The organism is Phormidesmis priestleyi ULC007 (assembly GCF_003003695.1).
GTDB lineage: Bacteria > Cyanobacteriota > Cyanobacteriia > Leptolyngbyales > Leptolyngbyaceae > Phormidesmis_A > Phormidesmis_A priestleyi_A.
Genome location: NZ_PVWG01000007.1, coordinates 35843 through 51814 on the forward strand (window position 1 = coordinate 35843; position 15972 = coordinate 51814).

The following is a 15972-nucleotide window of genomic DNA, read 5'->3' on the forward strand; positions in this document are numbered from 1 at the left end:
CAATATTCCGTAAGATCCTTGCAACTGTCACGATTCTAAGATTTGCTTAATCTGCTCCAGACTCGTTTAGCGTCTGCACTACTTCACCAAAAACAACTCAGGCTTTACCTGAAAAAACTGCCCCAGCGAGATCGCTTGTTCTAACCCAATCTCGTCTTTTCCTGCCGCGATCGCCGTCCCCTGATTGCCTAGAACCTCATCTAAATCGCCTACTTTAAGACCCCGCTGTTCTATCAGATGCAACAACCTTGATCGCGGTGTTGATAGGTTTAGTGCATAGTGCTGCGCCTCAAAATCCTCAACCAACTTCACCAACAACTCCAGCAAAACTTCTTCCTCTGGCATTAATTGCGATCGCGCCATCAACTCTTCCACAACAGCCAGAAATGCCTCATTTTCAGCCTCAGTTTTAATGACTCTAGGCTGATATTTCAACAGCAAATTACCATAACATTCAGCACTAATAGTAGAGGTCATTTTTCCAGGTATCCTTGTCGTATTCAGCATGAGTTAGAACATACTTAACGTAAACAATCTGGCGTTCGTAATTGATGCTAGCAATCAGTCGATACCGATTCCCCCTAATATTGAAAACCGTAAGGTTGCCGACTGCTTCCGCTTGAGGATAAACACATTGTACCTCTACAAGCTTTTTCCACTCAGCCTGATTTGTCGTTTTGAACCAGTCATCTAGAGCTTCACAAGCATCGGCATGGTTTTCGCAGAAATCTCGCAACTTTCTCCGGCTGATTACGTGCATGTCACGAGTCTAAGATTTGCTTAATCTGCTCCAGACTCGCATTCTGCAACAAGATTCACTGCCCATTTTGTCCTACTAGCAATACCTTCTCGATCGTTTTGCCGTTCTTCCCAGCGTGATGTTCCTTATACCATTTGCGAAGTTGCTCTGCGATCGCCAGACTGCCGCCGACAACTCCTACGATCGTGCCCACTGTTGCCAGCACCGCTTCTCGCTCTGTTTCGTCTACAGGTTTCCAGGTGCCGTTGATGTCAGGCATCGAGAATAGGTCGGTCGTGGCTGCGATCGCGCCCTCACCTTCGACTGAAATTTGAATTTGCATAGCGTCACCAATCCGACTCAATCACTCAGTATTTTAACTTCTAACTGAGAAGCTCGTAGGTGCCGCCGCGCTGCAACGCACGCTGATAAGCCGGGCGTGCATGAATGCGATCGAGAAAGCTCATGAGATTGGGTCGGCTCGCATCCAGTCCTGCCCGCATCGCTGCTGCCTCCAATGGAAAGCTCATTTGGATATCAGCCGCAGTAAACTCGTTGCCCACAAACCATGAGCTTTTGCTGATCTCTGCCTCCAGATAATCTAAATGTTGGGCAATTTGAGGTCCGATAAAAGAATGCTTGACGCGACTCACAATCGATCGCGCGATCGGTTTTGCAAAGAAAGGCATGGGTGCCTTCTCAACCTGGTTAAAAACAAGATTCAACAACAGGGGCGGCATAGCAGATCCTTCTGCGTAATGCAACCAGTATGTGTAGCGCAGGCGTTCTGGGGTGCCAAGTGGAGGAGCAAGCCGCCCATTGCCGTAGCGATCGACTAAATACTCGACGATCGCGCCAGATTCAGCCAAGGTTAGCCCGTCGTCTGTAATCACTGGCGATTTGCCGAGTGGATGCACTTGACGCAGCGCTGCGGGTGCCAGCATTGTCTTTAGGTCGCGTTCATAACGCTTGACTTCATACTCTAAGTTGAGTTCTTCTAACAGCCAGAGTATGCGCTGAGAGCGAGAGTTGTTTAAATGATGGACAATAATCATCCGAATCGTTCTCGCATAAGTGTGACCGTTTAAGATCTAGCAAATTATCGATCGCTACACTTTAAACCGATCTAACAATTTTCATTCAAGTAAAACTCAACCAGCTTGCTAATGTACATTGCTTCACGAGATTTAATCAAATTCGCCTTAATTAAATCCAGTGATAGAGCAATGTACATTAATCATTCAAACTAGTGTTTATTGTTTAGTTACTAAAAGCACCCTTAATTTTGTCAACGGTGCTTTCAATGGCGTTCTTTGTGTTGTCTACGGCTTTCTCAGTCCGAGCCGCATCTTCCTCTGCTCTTTTCTCAATCCGATCCCGGTCTTTCTTGGCTTTGCGCTCAACAAAACTGCCCTTTCCGTCTGCGGCATTCTCGACGCGATCGGCATTTTTGTTTGCGGTCTGCTCGACTTTATCTGCTGTATCGCGGATGAAGTTCTTAGCTCGTCCAGCATCTTCACGAGTTTTCCCTTTGACTTGATCACCTGCATCAGATGAGGCGATCAAGGTTGCAGTCGGAGCTGCAATAGCTGAAGAACCTGAGAAAAATGCTCCTTGCCAGATGAACGCGATCGCTGATAAACAAAATAGAGTCGTCGTTAACCAACGTCCGATCGTTGAAAGTTGTTTCATAAAATAATTCAGTTTCATAGAATACAATCTCCATTAGATTTAACATTCTAGTTCTACTTGATCTAGCTCATTGTTCAAACCGCTCCTTAGACAGAAGTTCTCTTGCCATAGATTATCCAACGGCTTCACCCTTTGATAGGTTGTCAGAATCAACGTTATGCGATCTACCTGTTTTCTACTTCTTTAGACAAACCACAGACTCACCTAAATGCAGATGAATGTTCTGCTTAAAAAGGGGCTAATAGCAGTGCAGCGAAGCTAACTTGTTGCTACTACTTACTAAAAAGCGAGACTCGATCATGAGCGATCATTCAAAACCTCTTAGCGAACCTAATTCACATCCTGACCCACTTACGGGTGAACCTGGTGCCCACCCTGTAGAAACTGGAATCGGCGCAGCCAGCGCAGGCACGATCGGCACGATCGTCGGGGGTGTTGTGGGTGGCCCAGTTGGGGCGGTTGTAGGTGCCGCGATTGGGTCGGTCACTGGCGGGCTATTAGGCAAGGAAACGGCTGAGGTCATTGATGCCAGCGTCGAACATGAACACTGGCGCGTCCATCACACTTCTCGCCCTTATGTTGAGCCAGGTCGCACCTATGAAGATTACGCACCTGCTTATAAAGCTGGCTACGACGCTTTCTCTCGTCATGGCAACACTGGGAAAACCTTTGACGAGATCGAACCTGAGTTGCAAAGCGAATATGTGAAAACCCATGGCAAGACTGGGCTTGCTTGGGATAAAGTCAAGCCTGCCGCTCAAGATGCCTATCGAAAGCTCCATGAAGAACGCTCTGCTACTCGGTCAAAGCTAGATTGATTGTAGGGACAACAAATTCTTAGGACTTACGCAAACCTCGGAGGTTTAACCAAGCATCAAGCATGTGACCGACAGAATGGCTTAAACCTCCGAGGTTTTGGTCAAAATGCGGACTCTAAGGGTCGATTAGCGTCTTCTCAGAAATGTTACTAGCGAATCGCTGACTTTTTCATGCCAATCTTCTTGAGGGTAATGTCCGACTTCTTCGAGGGCGACAAACTCGGCGGTTTTGTGAAATTGAGAGATCGTTTGCGCGATCGCCATCGGCAACCAGGGGTCACGCACTCCCCAAGCCAACAGAAGTGGCTGATTCCACTGAGTTAAACCCGTCTCAATTTCTGCGGTGACTTGCGGAAGCTGCAAGTTTTGTAGTGTCGCCATTAACGCCCGCCCCGCATCAGAACTCTTAATCCAAGGGCGGCGATAAACATCCATATCGCGATCGGTGATGCGATAGCCGCCCGCGCCTTCAAGAATGCGATCGACGAGCAGAGGGTTTTGGGTCAGCATGTCGCCCACTAATGGAATGCTCATTTGCTTGAGCTTCCAGGGAAGTTTGACGGTTTGACTAATCGGCGCATTGAGAATGGCAAGCCGCTCAACCTGTTGAGGATGCCGCAATGCGTATTGAATGCCGACTGAACCCAAAAAACCTTGAGCGACGAGAGAAAACTTTTTGAGTTCTACTGTGTTGATAAAGGCTTCTAGAGCGTTAAGCAAGACTTCTGGAGTGTAGGCGAAGTCCCGGCGATCGGGTTTGTCTGAAAAGCCGCAGCCAATCCAATCGGGGGCGATCGTGCGAAATCCTTGTTCTGCTAAGGCTGGCATCACGTCTCGCCAGCTATAGCTTTGAGAGATTAACCCGTGCAGGAGCAAAACGGGTGAGCGATCGGTGCGCCCGATCGGGTCAGCCTCTCGGTAGAACCAACCCAGCGAGCCTACCTCTACCCAGTTTTCAGTGGTTGCCATATCTTAGCCTTTGCGATCGTGTTTGAGTTTAGGGAGTTGCATAAAAATGAAATTCCAATTTACGACTTAAATCCGCCAGTTTTTGAAGTTGAAGCCGATACTTGATCAATTTGTTACCCTCTAAGAACACTGAGCCTGAACCCCAATCAGGATAACTGCTGATATTTAGGCATTGTGCGACAAGAAACTGGATAAAGCCCTAAATTTGAGGAATTATCTAGTCTCCACACAACACCGCTTTTGGATCTCTCCTTTCAGCACGGGATATCGATATTTCGTCACCCAGACAAGATGCACGGTCGATCGGTTCACGGTCTTGCTGCCGGGCGCGTTGGTCGTTCATGGTCGTTTTTCTCAAACCTACTATGCAGCCCTATCCTAGCCATTGGGAGGTGTGTAGCAACTAAAGTCTCCCACTAAAGGGGGTAGTTTCAACTAGCGTGCTGGCACAATGAATCTTGCCATTCTTCTTGGTTTGTTATTAGCTTGGCAACCAATGATCTGGCATCCGAACCGCCCTCACCCTAACCCTCTCTATAAGGAGAGGGAATAAGATTCTGGCTCTCTTTTCCTTGGGGAGAAGGGTTGGCGAGGGGTTCGCCCCACTTCGTGAGGAGGGCTGTCCGAACTCACGCAGGAGGTCTTTTTTAGAAAACGACTTGCTTTTTAGTACGTCTGTACTGTTAATATAGAACAAACGTATTATTAAAACCATTAACGACTTGAAACACAAGACTCAGTTGCCCTTTCATGATCCTTTGTCCTGTTATCTTCTCGCCCTCTAGCCCCACAGGAGAAAGACTATGAGATATCGACGCTCTCGAAGACAGTCTGTGAAGTATTTGCTAGCAGCAGGCACCTTCGTTGCACTGGCAGGAATGTTAATCAATCCTCGCGATCTGTTAGGAGCCAAAGCGCCCCAAGACCTCTGTCAAAACGCTGTAAAGCCAGGAGTGAATCTCTCTAGAGAGCGGTTGACTCAATTGCTCACCGTTGCAGAAGGCGATCGCAAAGATAAAGTGCGATCGATCCTCAAAGAGCCTTACTGCACCTTAGCCATAGAGGTGCGGAGTGGGGTGAAGTCCGATCGAGAGGTTTATCCCCTCGCGTTTGACCCGCAAACCTGGCTGATCGTTCTCTACGAAGGCAACGAATATCGGGGCTATGCGTTTAGTTTTCGCAAATAGGAGGACACGGCATGCCATGTCCCTACGTGTCGATCGTTCTTTCACCTGCTAATTATGAAAAAATTTCTGTTTGTTGCCGTTAGTTTGATGACCATGTTTTTTGGCTTTGCTAAAGTCGCCCACGCTTCTCAGAGCGGAACACTGGATTTTGACAGCACGGTTAGCGCAAAGCCCAATTCTGTAGAAACCGCCGCAACTAGCCGTCAAGTAAATTATCCTCAAGATTCCCTCACTGCTCAGCTAAAAACCCCTGAACTGAGCTTTAGTCCTCCTAAACAAGAGAGAGAGATTAAAAAAGAGAAGACAGAAAAGAAACCTGTGGCGAAACGCACTCTATCTCGACAGGCTGATGTTTCTTCTTTCTTAGCTGATAACACCGAGGCGATTTTTGAAGGCGGCAGTAACTCGATCGTCGCAAAAACCGTCGGACACGCTGAAGGCACGCGATCGCTCAATGGCAGCAAAACTCGTGCTTATTATGGGCACGTTGACCCCGGCAATGGGGTCTGGAATTTGGGCAGTTTTTCTTATCAGCACTGTGACGCAAGCTGCACCCCCGAAGAAGCCGACGATCGTCAACTCCGTCGCCTTCGCAGTCAGAGTCAGGTTCTCAAACAAAGAGCCGATCGCAACGGCGTTCGGATGACGCTAGAAGAAAGACTCAACGGCATCGACTTGGCAAATCAGGCTCCTTTAGCCGCGTTAGATCAAGGGGGTTATATCGATTGGCTAAGAGTCGCTCACCAAAAAGGATTGACCGGATCAAGTGCCGTTTTGTGGGCGCGGACGTATTCGTTTCTCAACCCTAGAACTCAAACGTGGGACGCTCCAGGATTGGGCAATCGCTATGACAGCATTGCTTATGATCAAGAGCGACGAAGAGGCGCGATCGCGCGTGCGCTAGAAAATCACTATCGGCAGCAGTCTCAAGTTGCAACGTCAGATACGATGCCGCCGTCTACGATCGCGCAGTTGAGATAATTAACGAGATTGAGAGGACATCGTAATGCCCATCACGCCCCAGGCGACAAAAAACTGCCGATATAACTCTTGACCTGCGTCGGTGAGATCGCCATCGGGAGCGATCGCGCCTCCCTCAATGAGCGTGCCGTGATCGCTCCGAAAACAAAGTTTCTGTCCTCCCGTTTCGCTGGTTTGAATGAAGAGTTGCCCGATCGCTAACGTTTGCCCAGACCCGCTCGAAATTGTAAATCGCATCGCGTGAGTATTGTGAATGCCATCGTTTATTGTGACAGCGATCGGAGACAAGTTGTATGCTGATCACAGCTTGATTTGCACCTAACTTATGTCTGATTATGTCTGTTCCATCCTTAACGATCGATACGATTTGGGCAATTCTCAACGATACGCTGGACGATGACATCGTAAATCGTTTGGTTTGGGATTGCTTAGGCTATCGCTATGACGGTGCGATGTGGATTAATGAAGACGTTGATCCAGACTGGAGATCTGCTTATCCTCAGCCGCCCGATTTTATTGCGAGTCGCCCAGCAGTGGTGAAATTGACGCGATCGATTCCGGCTGAAAATAAACAACTCCTCAAAGAAAAGTTGGGATTTGCAGGCTATAAAGTCGGTGAACTCGTGCCGCGCAAAACGCGAAGAGCCACGATCGCTAACTGGTTATTGAGCTATCTGCAACTCAACGACATTGACGATTAAACTAGAGGCAAGCTTGATCATGGGTGAGCAAAATGGTTCTCAGCAGTCAACCTGACACTCCTATCTTTCCGCCTGACGAGTTATTGAGCGACGAGCCACCTTTGGAAACGACTCGACACCTTAAACAGCTAATTTTGTTATTGACCTGTTTAGAACGGCTGTGGAACGATCGCACCAACTTCTTTGCAGGCGGCAATCTGAGCATTTATTACAGCATTCGTCAACGCAAATCTGAAGACGTGAGAGGGCCCGATTTCTTTGTTGTCTTAGACACTGAGCGGCGCGATCGTAAAAGCTGGGTCGTTTGGGCTGAAGATGGTAAATATCCTAACTTTATTCTTGAAGTTCTCTCCGACAGCACGGCTCAAGTCGATCGCGGCTTAAAAAAACAGTTATATCAAGATGTGTTTCGGACTCCTGACTATTTCTGGTTTCATCCCTACACGTTTGAGTTTAAGGGCTTTAAACTTAACTATCGTCACTATGAAGCGATCGAGCCAAACGATCGAGGCTGGCTTTGGAGTGATGAATTGCAACTATTTTTAGGGATCTTGAATGAGCAGCTACGGTTTTTTACGCCAGAGGGAGCGTTAGTTCTGACTCCTGAAGAAGCTGAAATTCAAGAGCGGCAACGCGCCGATCAGGCTGAAGCGCAAGCAGCCGTCTTTTTGAGAAAACTCTAAGAGCTAGGAATCGATCCGGCTGATTTATAAATTCACTAAATTAGGGAGAATGAGCAATGGCGATCGAACGCAGAATGTCTCGCAGTATGTTTTTGCCCAGTGAGGAAGTGGTGCTTCGTCAGGTGTGTTTTACGCCGGGAAGAGTGTTTCAGCCCGGAAAATACATCACTGGAGATTTACCGGATGTGGCGTTTGACATGGGCTTAGTCGATCGACTGCCACCCGTGCGCGGCAAAAACGCCGAAATACGACCCGATGAGCCACCGCAGGAATCATGACGAATGCCTACGCCTGGATTGATCAATCTCTCGCAACGATCCACAAGGCTGGCTGGCATCGCTCTATGACGACGATCGATCGCCCTGGCGCGATCGTGCAAATCGAGGGAAGATCATTTCTCAACTTTGCTAGTAATGATTATTTGGGATTGGCAGGAGACGATCGATTAATTCAAGCGGCGATTGCTGCAACGCAAACTTATGGAACGGGAAGCACTGGATCTCGGCTAATTACTGGACATCGCAAACTACATCGGGAATTGGAATGTGCGATCGCACGTCTCAAACAAACTGAAGATGCCATCGTCTTTAGTTCTGGTTACTTGGCAAACTTGGGAACGATCGCTGCGATCGTGGGCAAACGCGACTTGATTCTCTCCGATCAATACAACCATTCCAGTTTGAGAACTGGCGCGATCGTCAGTGGTGCAACTACTCTAAACTATGCTCACTGTGACCTGCAAGATTTGCGAACTAAACTCACGCAACAGCGTTCTCACTTTCAACGCTGCCTGATTCTCACTGACACTGTTTTTAGCATGGAGGGTGATCTTTGCCCATTGCCACAACTGCTCGATTTAGCAGACGAATTTAGCTGCATGGTGTTAGTCGATGAAGCACACGCAACGGGAGTCATGGGCAAAACGGGCGCAGGCTGCTTAGAACACTTTGGATGCACAGGACGATCGCTCATTCAAATGGGAACGCTGAGTAAATCATTAGGCAGCTTGGGCGGTTATGTGGCAGGCTCTACAACACTAATTGATTTTCTTCGCAATCGTGCCGCTAGCTGGATTTATACAACAGGGCTATCACCCGCAGACACAGCAGCCGCAATTGCCGCGATCGCGATTGTGCAACACGAGCCACAACGTCGAGAGAAACTCTGGCAAAACGTTGCATTATTCAAACAGTTAATCGAACAGCACTCTTTAGAACTTCTGCCGTCAGAGTCTCCGATCGTATGTTTGCAATTACCAGACATAGAAACCGCTTTACGAGTCGGGCAAACCCTCAAAGATGCTGGCATTTTTGCGCCTGCGATTCGTCCGCCAACGGTGCCAACTAGCCGCATTCGCGTGACGATCATGGCAACCCACGATCGTGAACATATTGAACAATTAGCAACCTCATTAAGTTGCGTTGTTTGATCCGATTACACGATGTTCAACCACCTCGTAGGGGTAGCGCCCCCGTGCCTACCCTAGATTCTGGGCAACCACGGGGGGATTGCCCCTACACCCAATCTCTATGCATCAACGGAAAATTTAGAGGTGGATAAAACTAGGATTCGCCTACGATCGGAACATTCACCAGATCTAAAAAATTCACCTCACGTTGGTGTCTGAGTTCTTGAATGCGTTTCACTTCCGATTGCCATTTTTGTTGATAATGGTGACCCAGTTCTGCATTGATGACGAGATCAGTCGTTTTCCACAAATCTAAGAAATGGCGGCGGCGCTTTTCGCACATGACTTCTTCAATCGCAGCGGCGGCAGACCGAATGCCTAATTCAGCGCGGAGAATGTCGCGTTCGGTTTTCTCATTGAGTTCAAACAGCGCATAGACTTGCGTCATCTCTCTCGGAAAGTCAGTGCAGCGATCGCGTAACAGCGACAGCAAATCAAGGGACTGTTGACCTTGATCAGATCGTTCGACATCCAAAATTTGCCGCCACAAAAATCGGTGATGAGACAGGCTAAACTCTAAGTCTTGAGCCTCTAACGCCTCGACGATCACGCCTCGATGTGAGGGGGAATGGAGATAAAGTCTGAGCAGCAGCGCCTCTGATTCTTCGAGAAGGGTGCGTTCTCCAGGCGTTTGCCATTTCTGAGATCGTCCGTGCCAGCGTTGACCCCGCACCTGAAGCCGCAAATCTTCTTCGATTTGTTGCAGCATCCGACTGTTGCCCTGGCTCAAAAGCTCGGCGCAACGATGAATATAGTGAGTGCGAATGGTGGGATTGGGCAGATTGCCTAACAGCGTCACCATTTCGACTACCACTAGCTGAAACTGGTCTGACTGCTTTAAATCTTTGCCGACCAGCGCTTGCTGAATTTGCCAGTCAACCAATAGGGGCGCGTCATCTAAGAGATCTTGATAGCTTGCAGCCGAGTGAGCTTTGAGAAAATCATCGGGATCTTTACCATCAGGAATACTCAAAACCCGCAGTTGCATTTCGCCTTGATAGGCCAGCGACACCACTTTTCCAACCGCTTGTTCAACGGCTTGCACACCCGCACGATCAGCATCCAAGTTAAAGATAACTCGATTAGAGTCGGTGTATTTAAACAGTTGTTTAGCTTGACCAATGCTCAAGGCAGTGCCTAACGAGGCAACCGCATTGGTGATTTTGCCCGCGTGTAGGGCAATCACATCAAAATAGCCCTCCACCACGACGGCTTGATCTTGTTTAGCGATCGTGGCCCGCGCTTTATCTAAACCATAAAGTGTGTTGCCTTTGTCAAATAACTCTGTTTCGGGTGAGTTGAGATATTTGGGCTGTTCGTCACTCAAAGTCCGACCGCCAAAGGCGATGACCCGCCCCTGCAAATCGAGAATGGGAATCATCAAACGATCGCGGAAGCGATCGTAATAACCGTCTCCGGTCTTGCGCGGCACGATTAATCCGGCTTGTTCAACCAGCGCAACGGGATAGTGCTTTTGTTCAACCAAATAACCGTAGAGCGTTTCCCAGCCGCCCGGAGCATAGCCGAGTTGAAACTGCTGGATCGTGGCTTGGTTGAGATGACGATCGTTCTGCAAATACTCCAGTGCGGCTTTTCCCTGGCTCTGATTGAGCGCGTGTTCATAAAATCGTGCCGTTAATGCCAAAATCTCATAAAGCTGTTCTCTCACCGAGAGTTGACGCTGTAACTCTTGCCGTTGTTCGGGTTCTAAAGTTTGAACTGCGACCTGATAGCGCTTTGCTAAATCAAGCACGACTTCACTAAACGATCGCTTACCCAACTCCATCAAAAACTTAATCGCGTTGCCGCCTGCCCCACAGCTAAAGCAATAATAAAACTGCTTGCTAGGGCTGACGCTAAAGCTAGGCGATTTGTCGTCATGAAAAGGGCACAACCCCACGAAGTCTTTGCCCTGTTTTTTAAGCACGACATGCTCAGAAACAATATCAACGATATCGAGTCTCTGTTTGACTTGTTCGATCGTGTCTGGGTGGAGACGAGGGACGTTCATAGTGATAGAGATCCGGCTCAGAGAAAATCGGCTACCCTGGTTCTTGGTGCATGAAGTTTAACAGGTATTTTGCGATCGATTCGCAAAGCAACGCTCAATCTTGTAGTACTCAAGTACTCTATTTTTAACAAGAATTAGAAAAATCAACCACTACGACTTTGGAGGAATCACTTTATAAGATATAAGTTTTAAGCGACGGATTTTGAGTTACAAGTTTTAAGCGACGTTTCACAACCACTATCACAGATATCCGATGGGACGAATCTTTCTTTCAGCCGGGCACGGCGATCGCATCAATGGCGTAAGTGAGCCGGGAGCCATTATTGCCGGAACCACCGAAGCCAGAGAAATGATCATGACTCGCGATCTCGTGGTGGCAGAGTTGCGATCGCGCGGGGCAGAAGTCTTGTCAGTGCCCGACGAACTCAGCCCTCGCGCCACTTATGAATGGATTAATTCACGAGGTAGCCGCACTGATGTGGCGCTAGAAATTAGGGCCAACGCGTATTCAGATCCCTCAGTTCGGGGGGCAACGGTTTACTATATTGCCAACAATAACGAGCGCAAAAGTCACGCTGATTTGGTGCTGCGATCGCTGGTGCGCCGCGTTCCCCAACTGCCGAGTCGAGGCATTCAACCCGACACCGCGACTCCGTTGGGCAGTCTGGGGTTTTGTCGTCAACTTGTGCCGCCAGCGCTGCTGATGGAAGTGGGGTTTCTCACCAACTCTGACGATCGCCTGATCTTGCAAAATCAACGCCGTGACCTCGCTGCGGGCATCGCAGACGGTCTGATCACCTGGAGTCGAACCGTCTCAGGGCTTGTTCCAACACCGACCCTGACTTCAACGCTGACTTCAACGCCGACTCCAACGTCAACTCTAGCCTCGACTGCAATTTATGAAGAGATCGCCATCAACTTAAATGGTCAAATCTACGGCGAAAAGGGGATTCTCGTCAGTGGCAGTGCTTTTATCCCGATCGATCTGTCTGATAAGTTAGGGATTGACTTATCAACCGACCCAAACACGCGTCGCATCAACTATCGAGGCGTAGTGTTTGTTAGAGCCGTTGACCTGCGAACCTACAACGTCGTCGTCGGCTGGGATATTCCATCGCGAACGGTGATGCTGCGATCGATTCTCAGAATTTGTGCGGGTTCTATCGATCGAATTATGAGTCCAGGTGCCACAACCGAAGCGAATCTCAGCTTATTTCTTAAAAACAACAATGCGGCGGCTCTGACTCAGTTTCCAGACATTGCCAAGCTTTATCGAGAAGAATGCATTGGTGAAGGCGTAAATGGCATTGGTGAAGGCGTAAATCACGATATCGCCTTTTCTCAAATGTGTTTAGAAACGGACTTTTTGCGCTTTGGGGGGATAATCAAGCCCAGTCAAAACAATTTTGCAGGGCTAGGCGATGTGGCAGGCACTCCCGCCGGGGCCTCCTTCCCCAGTGCTCGTATCGGGGTCAGAGCGCACATTCAGCTTCTCAAAGCCTATGCCAGCACTGCCCCGATCGTTAAAGAGATCGTGAATCCTCGATTTAACTTTGTGACGCGTGGGGTTGCACCGCTCGTCGATCAGCTAAGTGGACGCTGGGCAGCCGACTTGCAATATGGAGCGAAAATCACAGCGATTTTAAGACGACTTTACGAGTCGGCACAAATCTTATGAGCAGGTTTCGGGTTCAGATCAACGTGAATTCGATGAAGCTTTTCGCTGCGGTTGCAAATCCAGGCTGTCCTCTAAATCCCCCAAAATTGGGAGACTTCAAGCCACAATTTCCGGCTCAAAGTCACCCAGAATAGGGGATTTAGGGGGCTGAAGTGCTGAAGAACGAAGCGAAAGAACTGATCTGATTTCGGATCAAGCCCGAACGCTACTTAGCAGGTGGCTCGGTGGGCGGCACCTCTCCTGAGCCAAATGTTTCAGGCCAGGCTCGCGTTTCGATCGTGATGTCTTCTGCAATCTCAGGCACAATAAAAAGCTCCTGGTTGAGCTGCAAGGTCGTGAAATTAGAGAGCTTTTTCAACGCTTGCAGGGTTTCGATCGCCGATTGATAGCGCTTGGTCGAATCGTAGCGCACCATTTTAGACAACACGTTTGCCAGCCCTCGACTGACCAGGGCTTTATCCTCCCACCGAATTTCTCCCGTTTGAGAATCGGGCTTTAGCTGGCTGGGGGGCAACCCGGTCAAAGCCTGAATACCCATCATGCCCACCGCATAGATATCACTGTTGTGCTGAGGTTTGCCCGCCGCTTGCTCAGGAGCCATATAGCCCTGAGTGCCAATGCCGATCGTCAAATTGTTGCTAGTGTCTTCGGCTGCTAGTTTGCTGTACTGATCTTTAACGGCTCCAAAATCAATCAAAACGAGTTGGCTATCTGCTTGACGACGAATAATGTTGCTAGGCTTAATATCACGGTGAATCACCTTTTCACCGTGAACAAAGCTGAGAATCTCCAGCAATTCTTTCAAGATATCGACAACTCTGGCTTCAGGAAGCTGTCTCCCCAGCGAAAGTTCTTCGCTCAACGAGTGCCCAGGAATATATTCTTGCACTAGATAAAATTCTCCATCCTCCTCGAAATAAGCCAGCAAACGAGGAATTTGTTCATGTCTGCCCAACCGCTCTAGGGCTTCTGCCTCGCGATCGAACAATCGTCTCGCCAATTTCAAATGATGAGGATTGCTGGTGGCAGGGCTGAGTTGTTTGACGACGCACTGCGGACTCTGGGGACGTTTAATATCTTGGGCAATATAGGTTTCACCAAAGCCACCGTGACCCAAAATTTGAGTGATTTTATAGCGCCCACCCAGGGTTTTGTTGGCGAGTTCGAGTTCTCGTTCTCGCAGCAGGTCTTCGCGATCGCTGCGCTGACTCATCATTTCGATGGTTCTCGCCGAGCGCTTGACTTCTTGGCTGATCCGCTTGTTGCGTTGGTTGATCAGATGCCCCGATGCAGAGCCAGTCAGCCAATAAGACACGCCGACTAGCCCGATCGCGCCGATCGGCACCGCCATTGGCAAAATCACCAACCCACTGCCAAAGGCCACATAGCAAGCGCTACCCCAGCCTAGCCCCATCACCCCTGCCCAAAACAACCGAAACAGGGGTCGTCTGGCTCGACTTAGCAATAGCCCAGCCACAAAGATCACCAGCAGCACTAGCCCGCCTGCCATCGCCGGGTCGGCAAACGCTTCGCGGATGGATCGATCTTGCAGCAGGGTGGCGATCGCGTTGGCGTGAATTTCGACTCCTGACATTTCACCCATAGGCGTGAGGTGAAAATCTGGATTCGATTTTGTGATCACGCCAATCAGCACAATTTTGTCTTTGAAATACTTTCCCTTTTGGAGATACTCGCTGTTCCAATTCTCAGGCGAGATCACGTTCCAAAACGAGACGGGCTTAAAGGTGTTAGCGCCGCCATAAAAGAAAATATTGTCTCCTTGGGGCTGTGAATATTTGAGCTTCGTCGCTTGTAAGGCAGCTTCAGCTAACGATGGCACTTTAGCAGATTTAATAATTTCCGCTTCTTGGGCAGGCAGCTTTTCTAGAAATCGACTTCCCAAAAGATGGATGCGATCGTTGGGTTCTGACAAGAAGTTGGTAAACCCGATCGGATTCAGTTCGCTTTGAAACGGCGTATAAGGCAAGCTGAGGTTAGACTGCTCTCCCTGACGGCTGTCGCCTTGCACAAACTTTGCCGATAGAGCGATTTGCCCTTCATAGCGTTGCAGAACAGTTTGTAGCTGTCGATCGTCGTATGAGACAATTCCTGCATCATAGTTACTGTAGCCGTAGCTGCTGGGCAGATCCCACAAGACATCGGCAACGACCGCCTTTGCCCCGGCTTGCATCAGCTTATCGATCGCTTCTGCATAGATGGCGCGTCGCAGTGGCAGGCTTGAGAGTTGCGCGATCGATTCTTCGTCGATCGCTAAGATCACAATCTGGCTCGGTGGCGGAACCGTACCTCGCACTTTGAACAGTAGGCTCTGTGCCTGTCGCTCCAACACTTGCACCGATGCCGGGTTTGAAGCCGTCAGCGCTGCCGCTGCGATCGCCCACGCCACCATCAAAATGTGTCCTAAGCGATCAAATCTAAACCTGGGGCTGTAGTGTTCGGGTCGGGTGGTGTCGTTTACAAGCGTGGGTTGACCCTGGGTTAGGGGTTCTGTGAGAGGCTTTGACGGCTTTTCGGGCATGTCTTGTCTAGCAATAGGAACTACTCATCGCGCGGCTTAACTGCACCTGCTATGGAGAATTGCCATCTCCATCCCTACGATAATAGTACTCACTCTTTACCTTCACGGTTTTTGAAATATTTGTGATAATTAAATGAACCTAAATCTGTCTTATAGGTGAGGAATCCCATTTATGACTCAGAGTTCACTTTATAAAGATCATCATTAAGAGTTGCTATGAATCGTGACTTTAAATAACAGGAGAGTTTAAGAAAAACCAAATTAGCTCAGTCATCTATCTGCGGCGCTAAAGCTTTTCATTTCTAAAAACGTCTACCTTTAGACAGTCTTAGACGGGTCGAGTTATTCAATCGGGGATCAGTTGTGCGATCGAGTCTGATTAGGGGAGAACTCTGGGTCAAGGTTTAACTACAGAGCCGTTCAAACTGCCGAGAGGATTAATACTTGAAGCGTTATTCTCAGCAACCGACTGGTTTTGCGTTGCTAGAATTAATTATTCCAATTTT

At 48.8% G+C, this 15972-nt stretch carries 17 protein-coding genes and 1 pseudogene; 8 read left to right on the forward strand and 10 right to left on the reverse strand.

All coding sequences use genetic code 11. From position 1 onward, the window contains the following. Positions 1-78: 78 nt before the first annotated feature. The 5 genes from C7B65_RS08505 to C7B65_RS08525 form a co-directional block, all read right to left on the reverse strand. Positions 79-477 (reverse strand): helix-turn-helix domain-containing protein, encoded by a 399-nt coding sequence (locus C7B65_RS08505; RefSeq protein ID WP_073070881.1) that lies wholly within the window; start codon positions 475-477, stop codon positions 79-81. Beyond that, positions 461-760 carry a type II toxin-antitoxin system HigB family toxin gene (locus tag C7B65_RS29565; RefSeq protein WP_073070879.1) on the reverse strand — a complete coding sequence of 100 codons (300 nt, stop codon included), beginning with the start codon at positions 758-760 and terminating at the stop codon, positions 461-463. The genes C7B65_RS08505 and C7B65_RS29565 overlap by 17 nt, the downstream gene beginning before the upstream one ends. Positions 761-815: 55 nt before the next feature. Next, positions 816-1082 (reverse strand): hypothetical protein, encoded by a 267-nt coding sequence (locus C7B65_RS08515; protein ID WP_083582841.1) that lies wholly within the window; start codon positions 1080-1082, stop codon positions 816-818. Positions 1083-1122: 40 nt separating this feature from the next. Beyond that, positions 1123-1794 (reverse strand): glutathione S-transferase, encoded by a 672-nt coding sequence (locus C7B65_RS08520; RefSeq protein WP_073070877.1) that lies wholly within the window; start codon positions 1792-1794, stop codon positions 1123-1125. A gap of 205 nt (positions 1795-1999) precedes the next feature. Next, positions 2000-2449, reverse strand: coding sequence for a hypothetical protein (locus C7B65_RS08525; protein WP_073070875.1), 450 nt, complete (start codon positions 2447-2449; stop codon positions 2000-2002). 281 nt (positions 2450-2730) lie between these two features. Here C7B65_RS08525 and C7B65_RS08530 point away from each other — a divergent pair, with 281 nt between their 5' ends. Beyond that, the gene (locus C7B65_RS08530; RefSeq protein ID WP_073070874.1) at positions 2731-3249 is read left to right on the forward strand and encodes a hypothetical protein; all 519 of its coding nucleotides are present in this window, start codon (positions 2731-2733) and stop codon (positions 3247-3249) included. 126 nt (positions 3250-3375) lie between these two features. On the opposite strand, the gene C7B65_RS08535 is transcribed toward C7B65_RS08530, so the two are convergent. Next, positions 3376-4218 (reverse strand): alpha/beta fold hydrolase, encoded by an 843-nt coding sequence (locus C7B65_RS08535; RefSeq protein ID WP_073070872.1) that lies wholly within the window; start codon positions 4216-4218, stop codon positions 3376-3378. A gap of 231 nt (positions 4219-4449) precedes the next feature. Next, a pseudogene (locus C7B65_RS08540) lies at positions 4450-4561 on the reverse strand (transposase); the annotation flags it as partial. Positions 4562-5021: 460 nt separating this feature from the next. Here C7B65_RS08540 and C7B65_RS08545 point away from each other — a divergent pair. Continuing rightward, complete coding sequence (locus C7B65_RS08545) at positions 5022-5405, forward strand: hypothetical protein (RefSeq protein ID WP_073070871.1); 384 nt, start codon at positions 5022-5024, stop codon at positions 5403-5405. Positions 5406-5459: 54 nt separating this feature from the next. Then, entirely contained in the window at positions 5460-6386 is a 927-nt protein-coding gene (locus C7B65_RS08550) for a hypothetical protein (protein WP_073070869.1), read from the forward strand. Here C7B65_RS08550 and C7B65_RS08555 read toward each other — a convergent pair whose 3' ends face one another. Next, a complete protein-coding gene (locus tag C7B65_RS08555) occupies positions 6387-6674 on the reverse strand; it encodes a hypothetical protein (protein ID WP_223257346.1) in 288 nt (95 codons plus the stop codon). It abuts the gene before it with no gap. Positions 6675-6721: 47 nt separating this feature from the next. Here C7B65_RS08555 and C7B65_RS08560 point away from each other — a divergent pair, with 47 nt between their 5' ends. Genes C7B65_RS08560 through bioF form a run of 4 tightly spaced genes read left to right on the forward strand, consistent with a single transcriptional unit; the run spans position 6722 to position 9199 of the window. Then, positions 6722-7087 carry a DUF1823 family protein gene (locus tag C7B65_RS08560; RefSeq protein ID WP_219898444.1) on the forward strand — a complete coding sequence of 122 codons (366 nt, stop codon included), beginning with the start codon at positions 6722-6724 and terminating at the stop codon, positions 7085-7087. Positions 7088-7119: 32 nt separating this feature from the next. Then, positions 7120-7770: a Uma2 family endonuclease gene (locus tag C7B65_RS08565; protein WP_073070866.1), complete on the forward strand. Its 651-nt coding sequence runs from the start codon at positions 7120-7122 to the stop codon at positions 7768-7770. Positions 7771-7826: 56 nt separating this feature from the next. Next, a complete protein-coding gene (locus C7B65_RS08570) occupies positions 7827-8048 on the forward strand; it encodes a hypothetical protein (RefSeq protein WP_073070864.1) in 222 nt (73 codons plus the stop codon). Beyond that, entirely contained in the window at positions 8045-9199 is a 1155-nt protein-coding gene (gene bioF, locus C7B65_RS08575) for an 8-amino-7-oxononanoate synthase (RefSeq protein ID WP_073070862.1), read from the forward strand. The genes C7B65_RS08570 and bioF overlap by 4 nt, the downstream gene beginning before the upstream one ends. Positions 9200-9332: 133 nt before the next feature. Here bioF and dnaG read toward each other — a convergent pair whose 3' ends face one another. Next, entirely contained in the window at positions 9333-11249 is a 1917-nt protein-coding gene (dnaG, locus tag C7B65_RS08580) for a DNA primase (RefSeq protein WP_073070860.1), read from the reverse strand. 253 nt (positions 11250-11502) lie between these two features. On the opposite strand from dnaG, the gene tftA reads away from it, so the two are divergent. Beyond that, positions 11503-12927, forward strand: a complete 1425-nt coding sequence (tftA, locus tag C7B65_RS08585; RefSeq protein ID WP_073070858.1) for a hormogonium tapered terminus morphoprotein TftA — start codon at positions 11503-11505, stop codon at positions 12925-12927. A gap of 205 nt (positions 12928-13132) precedes the next feature. Here the strand turns inward: tftA and C7B65_RS08590 are convergent, their stop codons facing one another. Beyond that, positions 13133-15466 (reverse strand): serine/threonine-protein kinase, encoded by a 2334-nt coding sequence (locus tag C7B65_RS08590; RefSeq protein ID WP_073070857.1) that lies wholly within the window; start codon positions 15464-15466, stop codon positions 13133-13135. Positions 15467-15972 lie beyond the last annotated feature (506 nt).

Bases quoted from the DNA above. Each gene is read 5' to 3' on its own strand.
- tftA (WP_073070858.1), top strand. From the start codon at position 11,503: ATGGGACGAATCTTTCTTTCAGCCGGGCACGGCGATCGCATCAATGGC.
- dnaG (WP_073070860.1), bottom strand. From the start codon at position 11,249: ATGAACGTCCCTCGTCTCCACCCAGACACGATCGAACAAGTCAAACAG.
- C7B65_RS08505 (WP_073070881.1), bottom strand. From the start codon at position 477: ATGACCTCTACTATTAGTGCTGAATGTTATGGTAATTTGCTGTTGAAA.
- C7B65_RS08530 (WP_073070874.1), top strand. From the start codon at position 2,731: ATGAGCGATCATTCAAAACCTCTTAGCGAACCTAATTCACATCCTGAC.
- C7B65_RS08545 (WP_073070871.1), top strand. From the start codon at position 5,022: ATGAGATATCGACGCTCTCGAAGACAGTCTGTGAAGTATTTGCTAGCA.
- C7B65_RS08590 (WP_073070857.1), bottom strand. From the start codon at position 15,466: ATGCCCGAAAAGCCGTCAAAGCCTCTCACAGAACCCCTAACCCAGGGT.
- bioF (WP_073070862.1), top strand. From the start codon at position 8,045: ATGACGAATGCCTACGCCTGGATTGATCAATCTCTCGCAACGATCCAC.
- C7B65_RS29565 (WP_073070879.1), bottom strand. From the start codon at position 760: ATGCACGTAATCAGCCGGAGAAAGTTGCGAGATTTCTGCGAAAACCAT.
- C7B65_RS08565 (WP_073070866.1), top strand. From the start codon at position 7,120: ATGGTTCTCAGCAGTCAACCTGACACTCCTATCTTTCCGCCTGACGAG.
- C7B65_RS08570 (WP_073070864.1), top strand. From the start codon at position 7,827: ATGGCGATCGAACGCAGAATGTCTCGCAGTATGTTTTTGCCCAGTGAG.
- C7B65_RS08525 (WP_073070875.1), bottom strand. From the start codon at position 2,449: ATGAAACTGAATTATTTTATGAAACAACTTTCAACGATCGGACGTTGG.
- C7B65_RS08520 (WP_073070877.1), bottom strand. From the start codon at position 1,794: ATGATTATTGTCCATCATTTAAACAACTCTCGCTCTCAGCGCATACTC.
- C7B65_RS08515 (WP_083582841.1), bottom strand. From the start codon at position 1,082: ATGCAAATTCAAATTTCAGTCGAAGGTGAGGGCGCGATCGCAGCCACG.
- C7B65_RS08560 (WP_219898444.1), top strand. From the start codon at position 6,722: ATGTCTGTTCCATCCTTAACGATCGATACGATTTGGGCAATTCTCAAC.
- C7B65_RS08535 (WP_073070872.1), bottom strand. From the start codon at position 4,218: ATGGCAACCACTGAAAACTGGGTAGAGGTAGGCTCGCTGGGTTGGTTC.
- C7B65_RS08550 (WP_073070869.1), top strand. From the start codon at position 5,460: ATGAAAAAATTTCTGTTTGTTGCCGTTAGTTTGATGACCATGTTTTTT.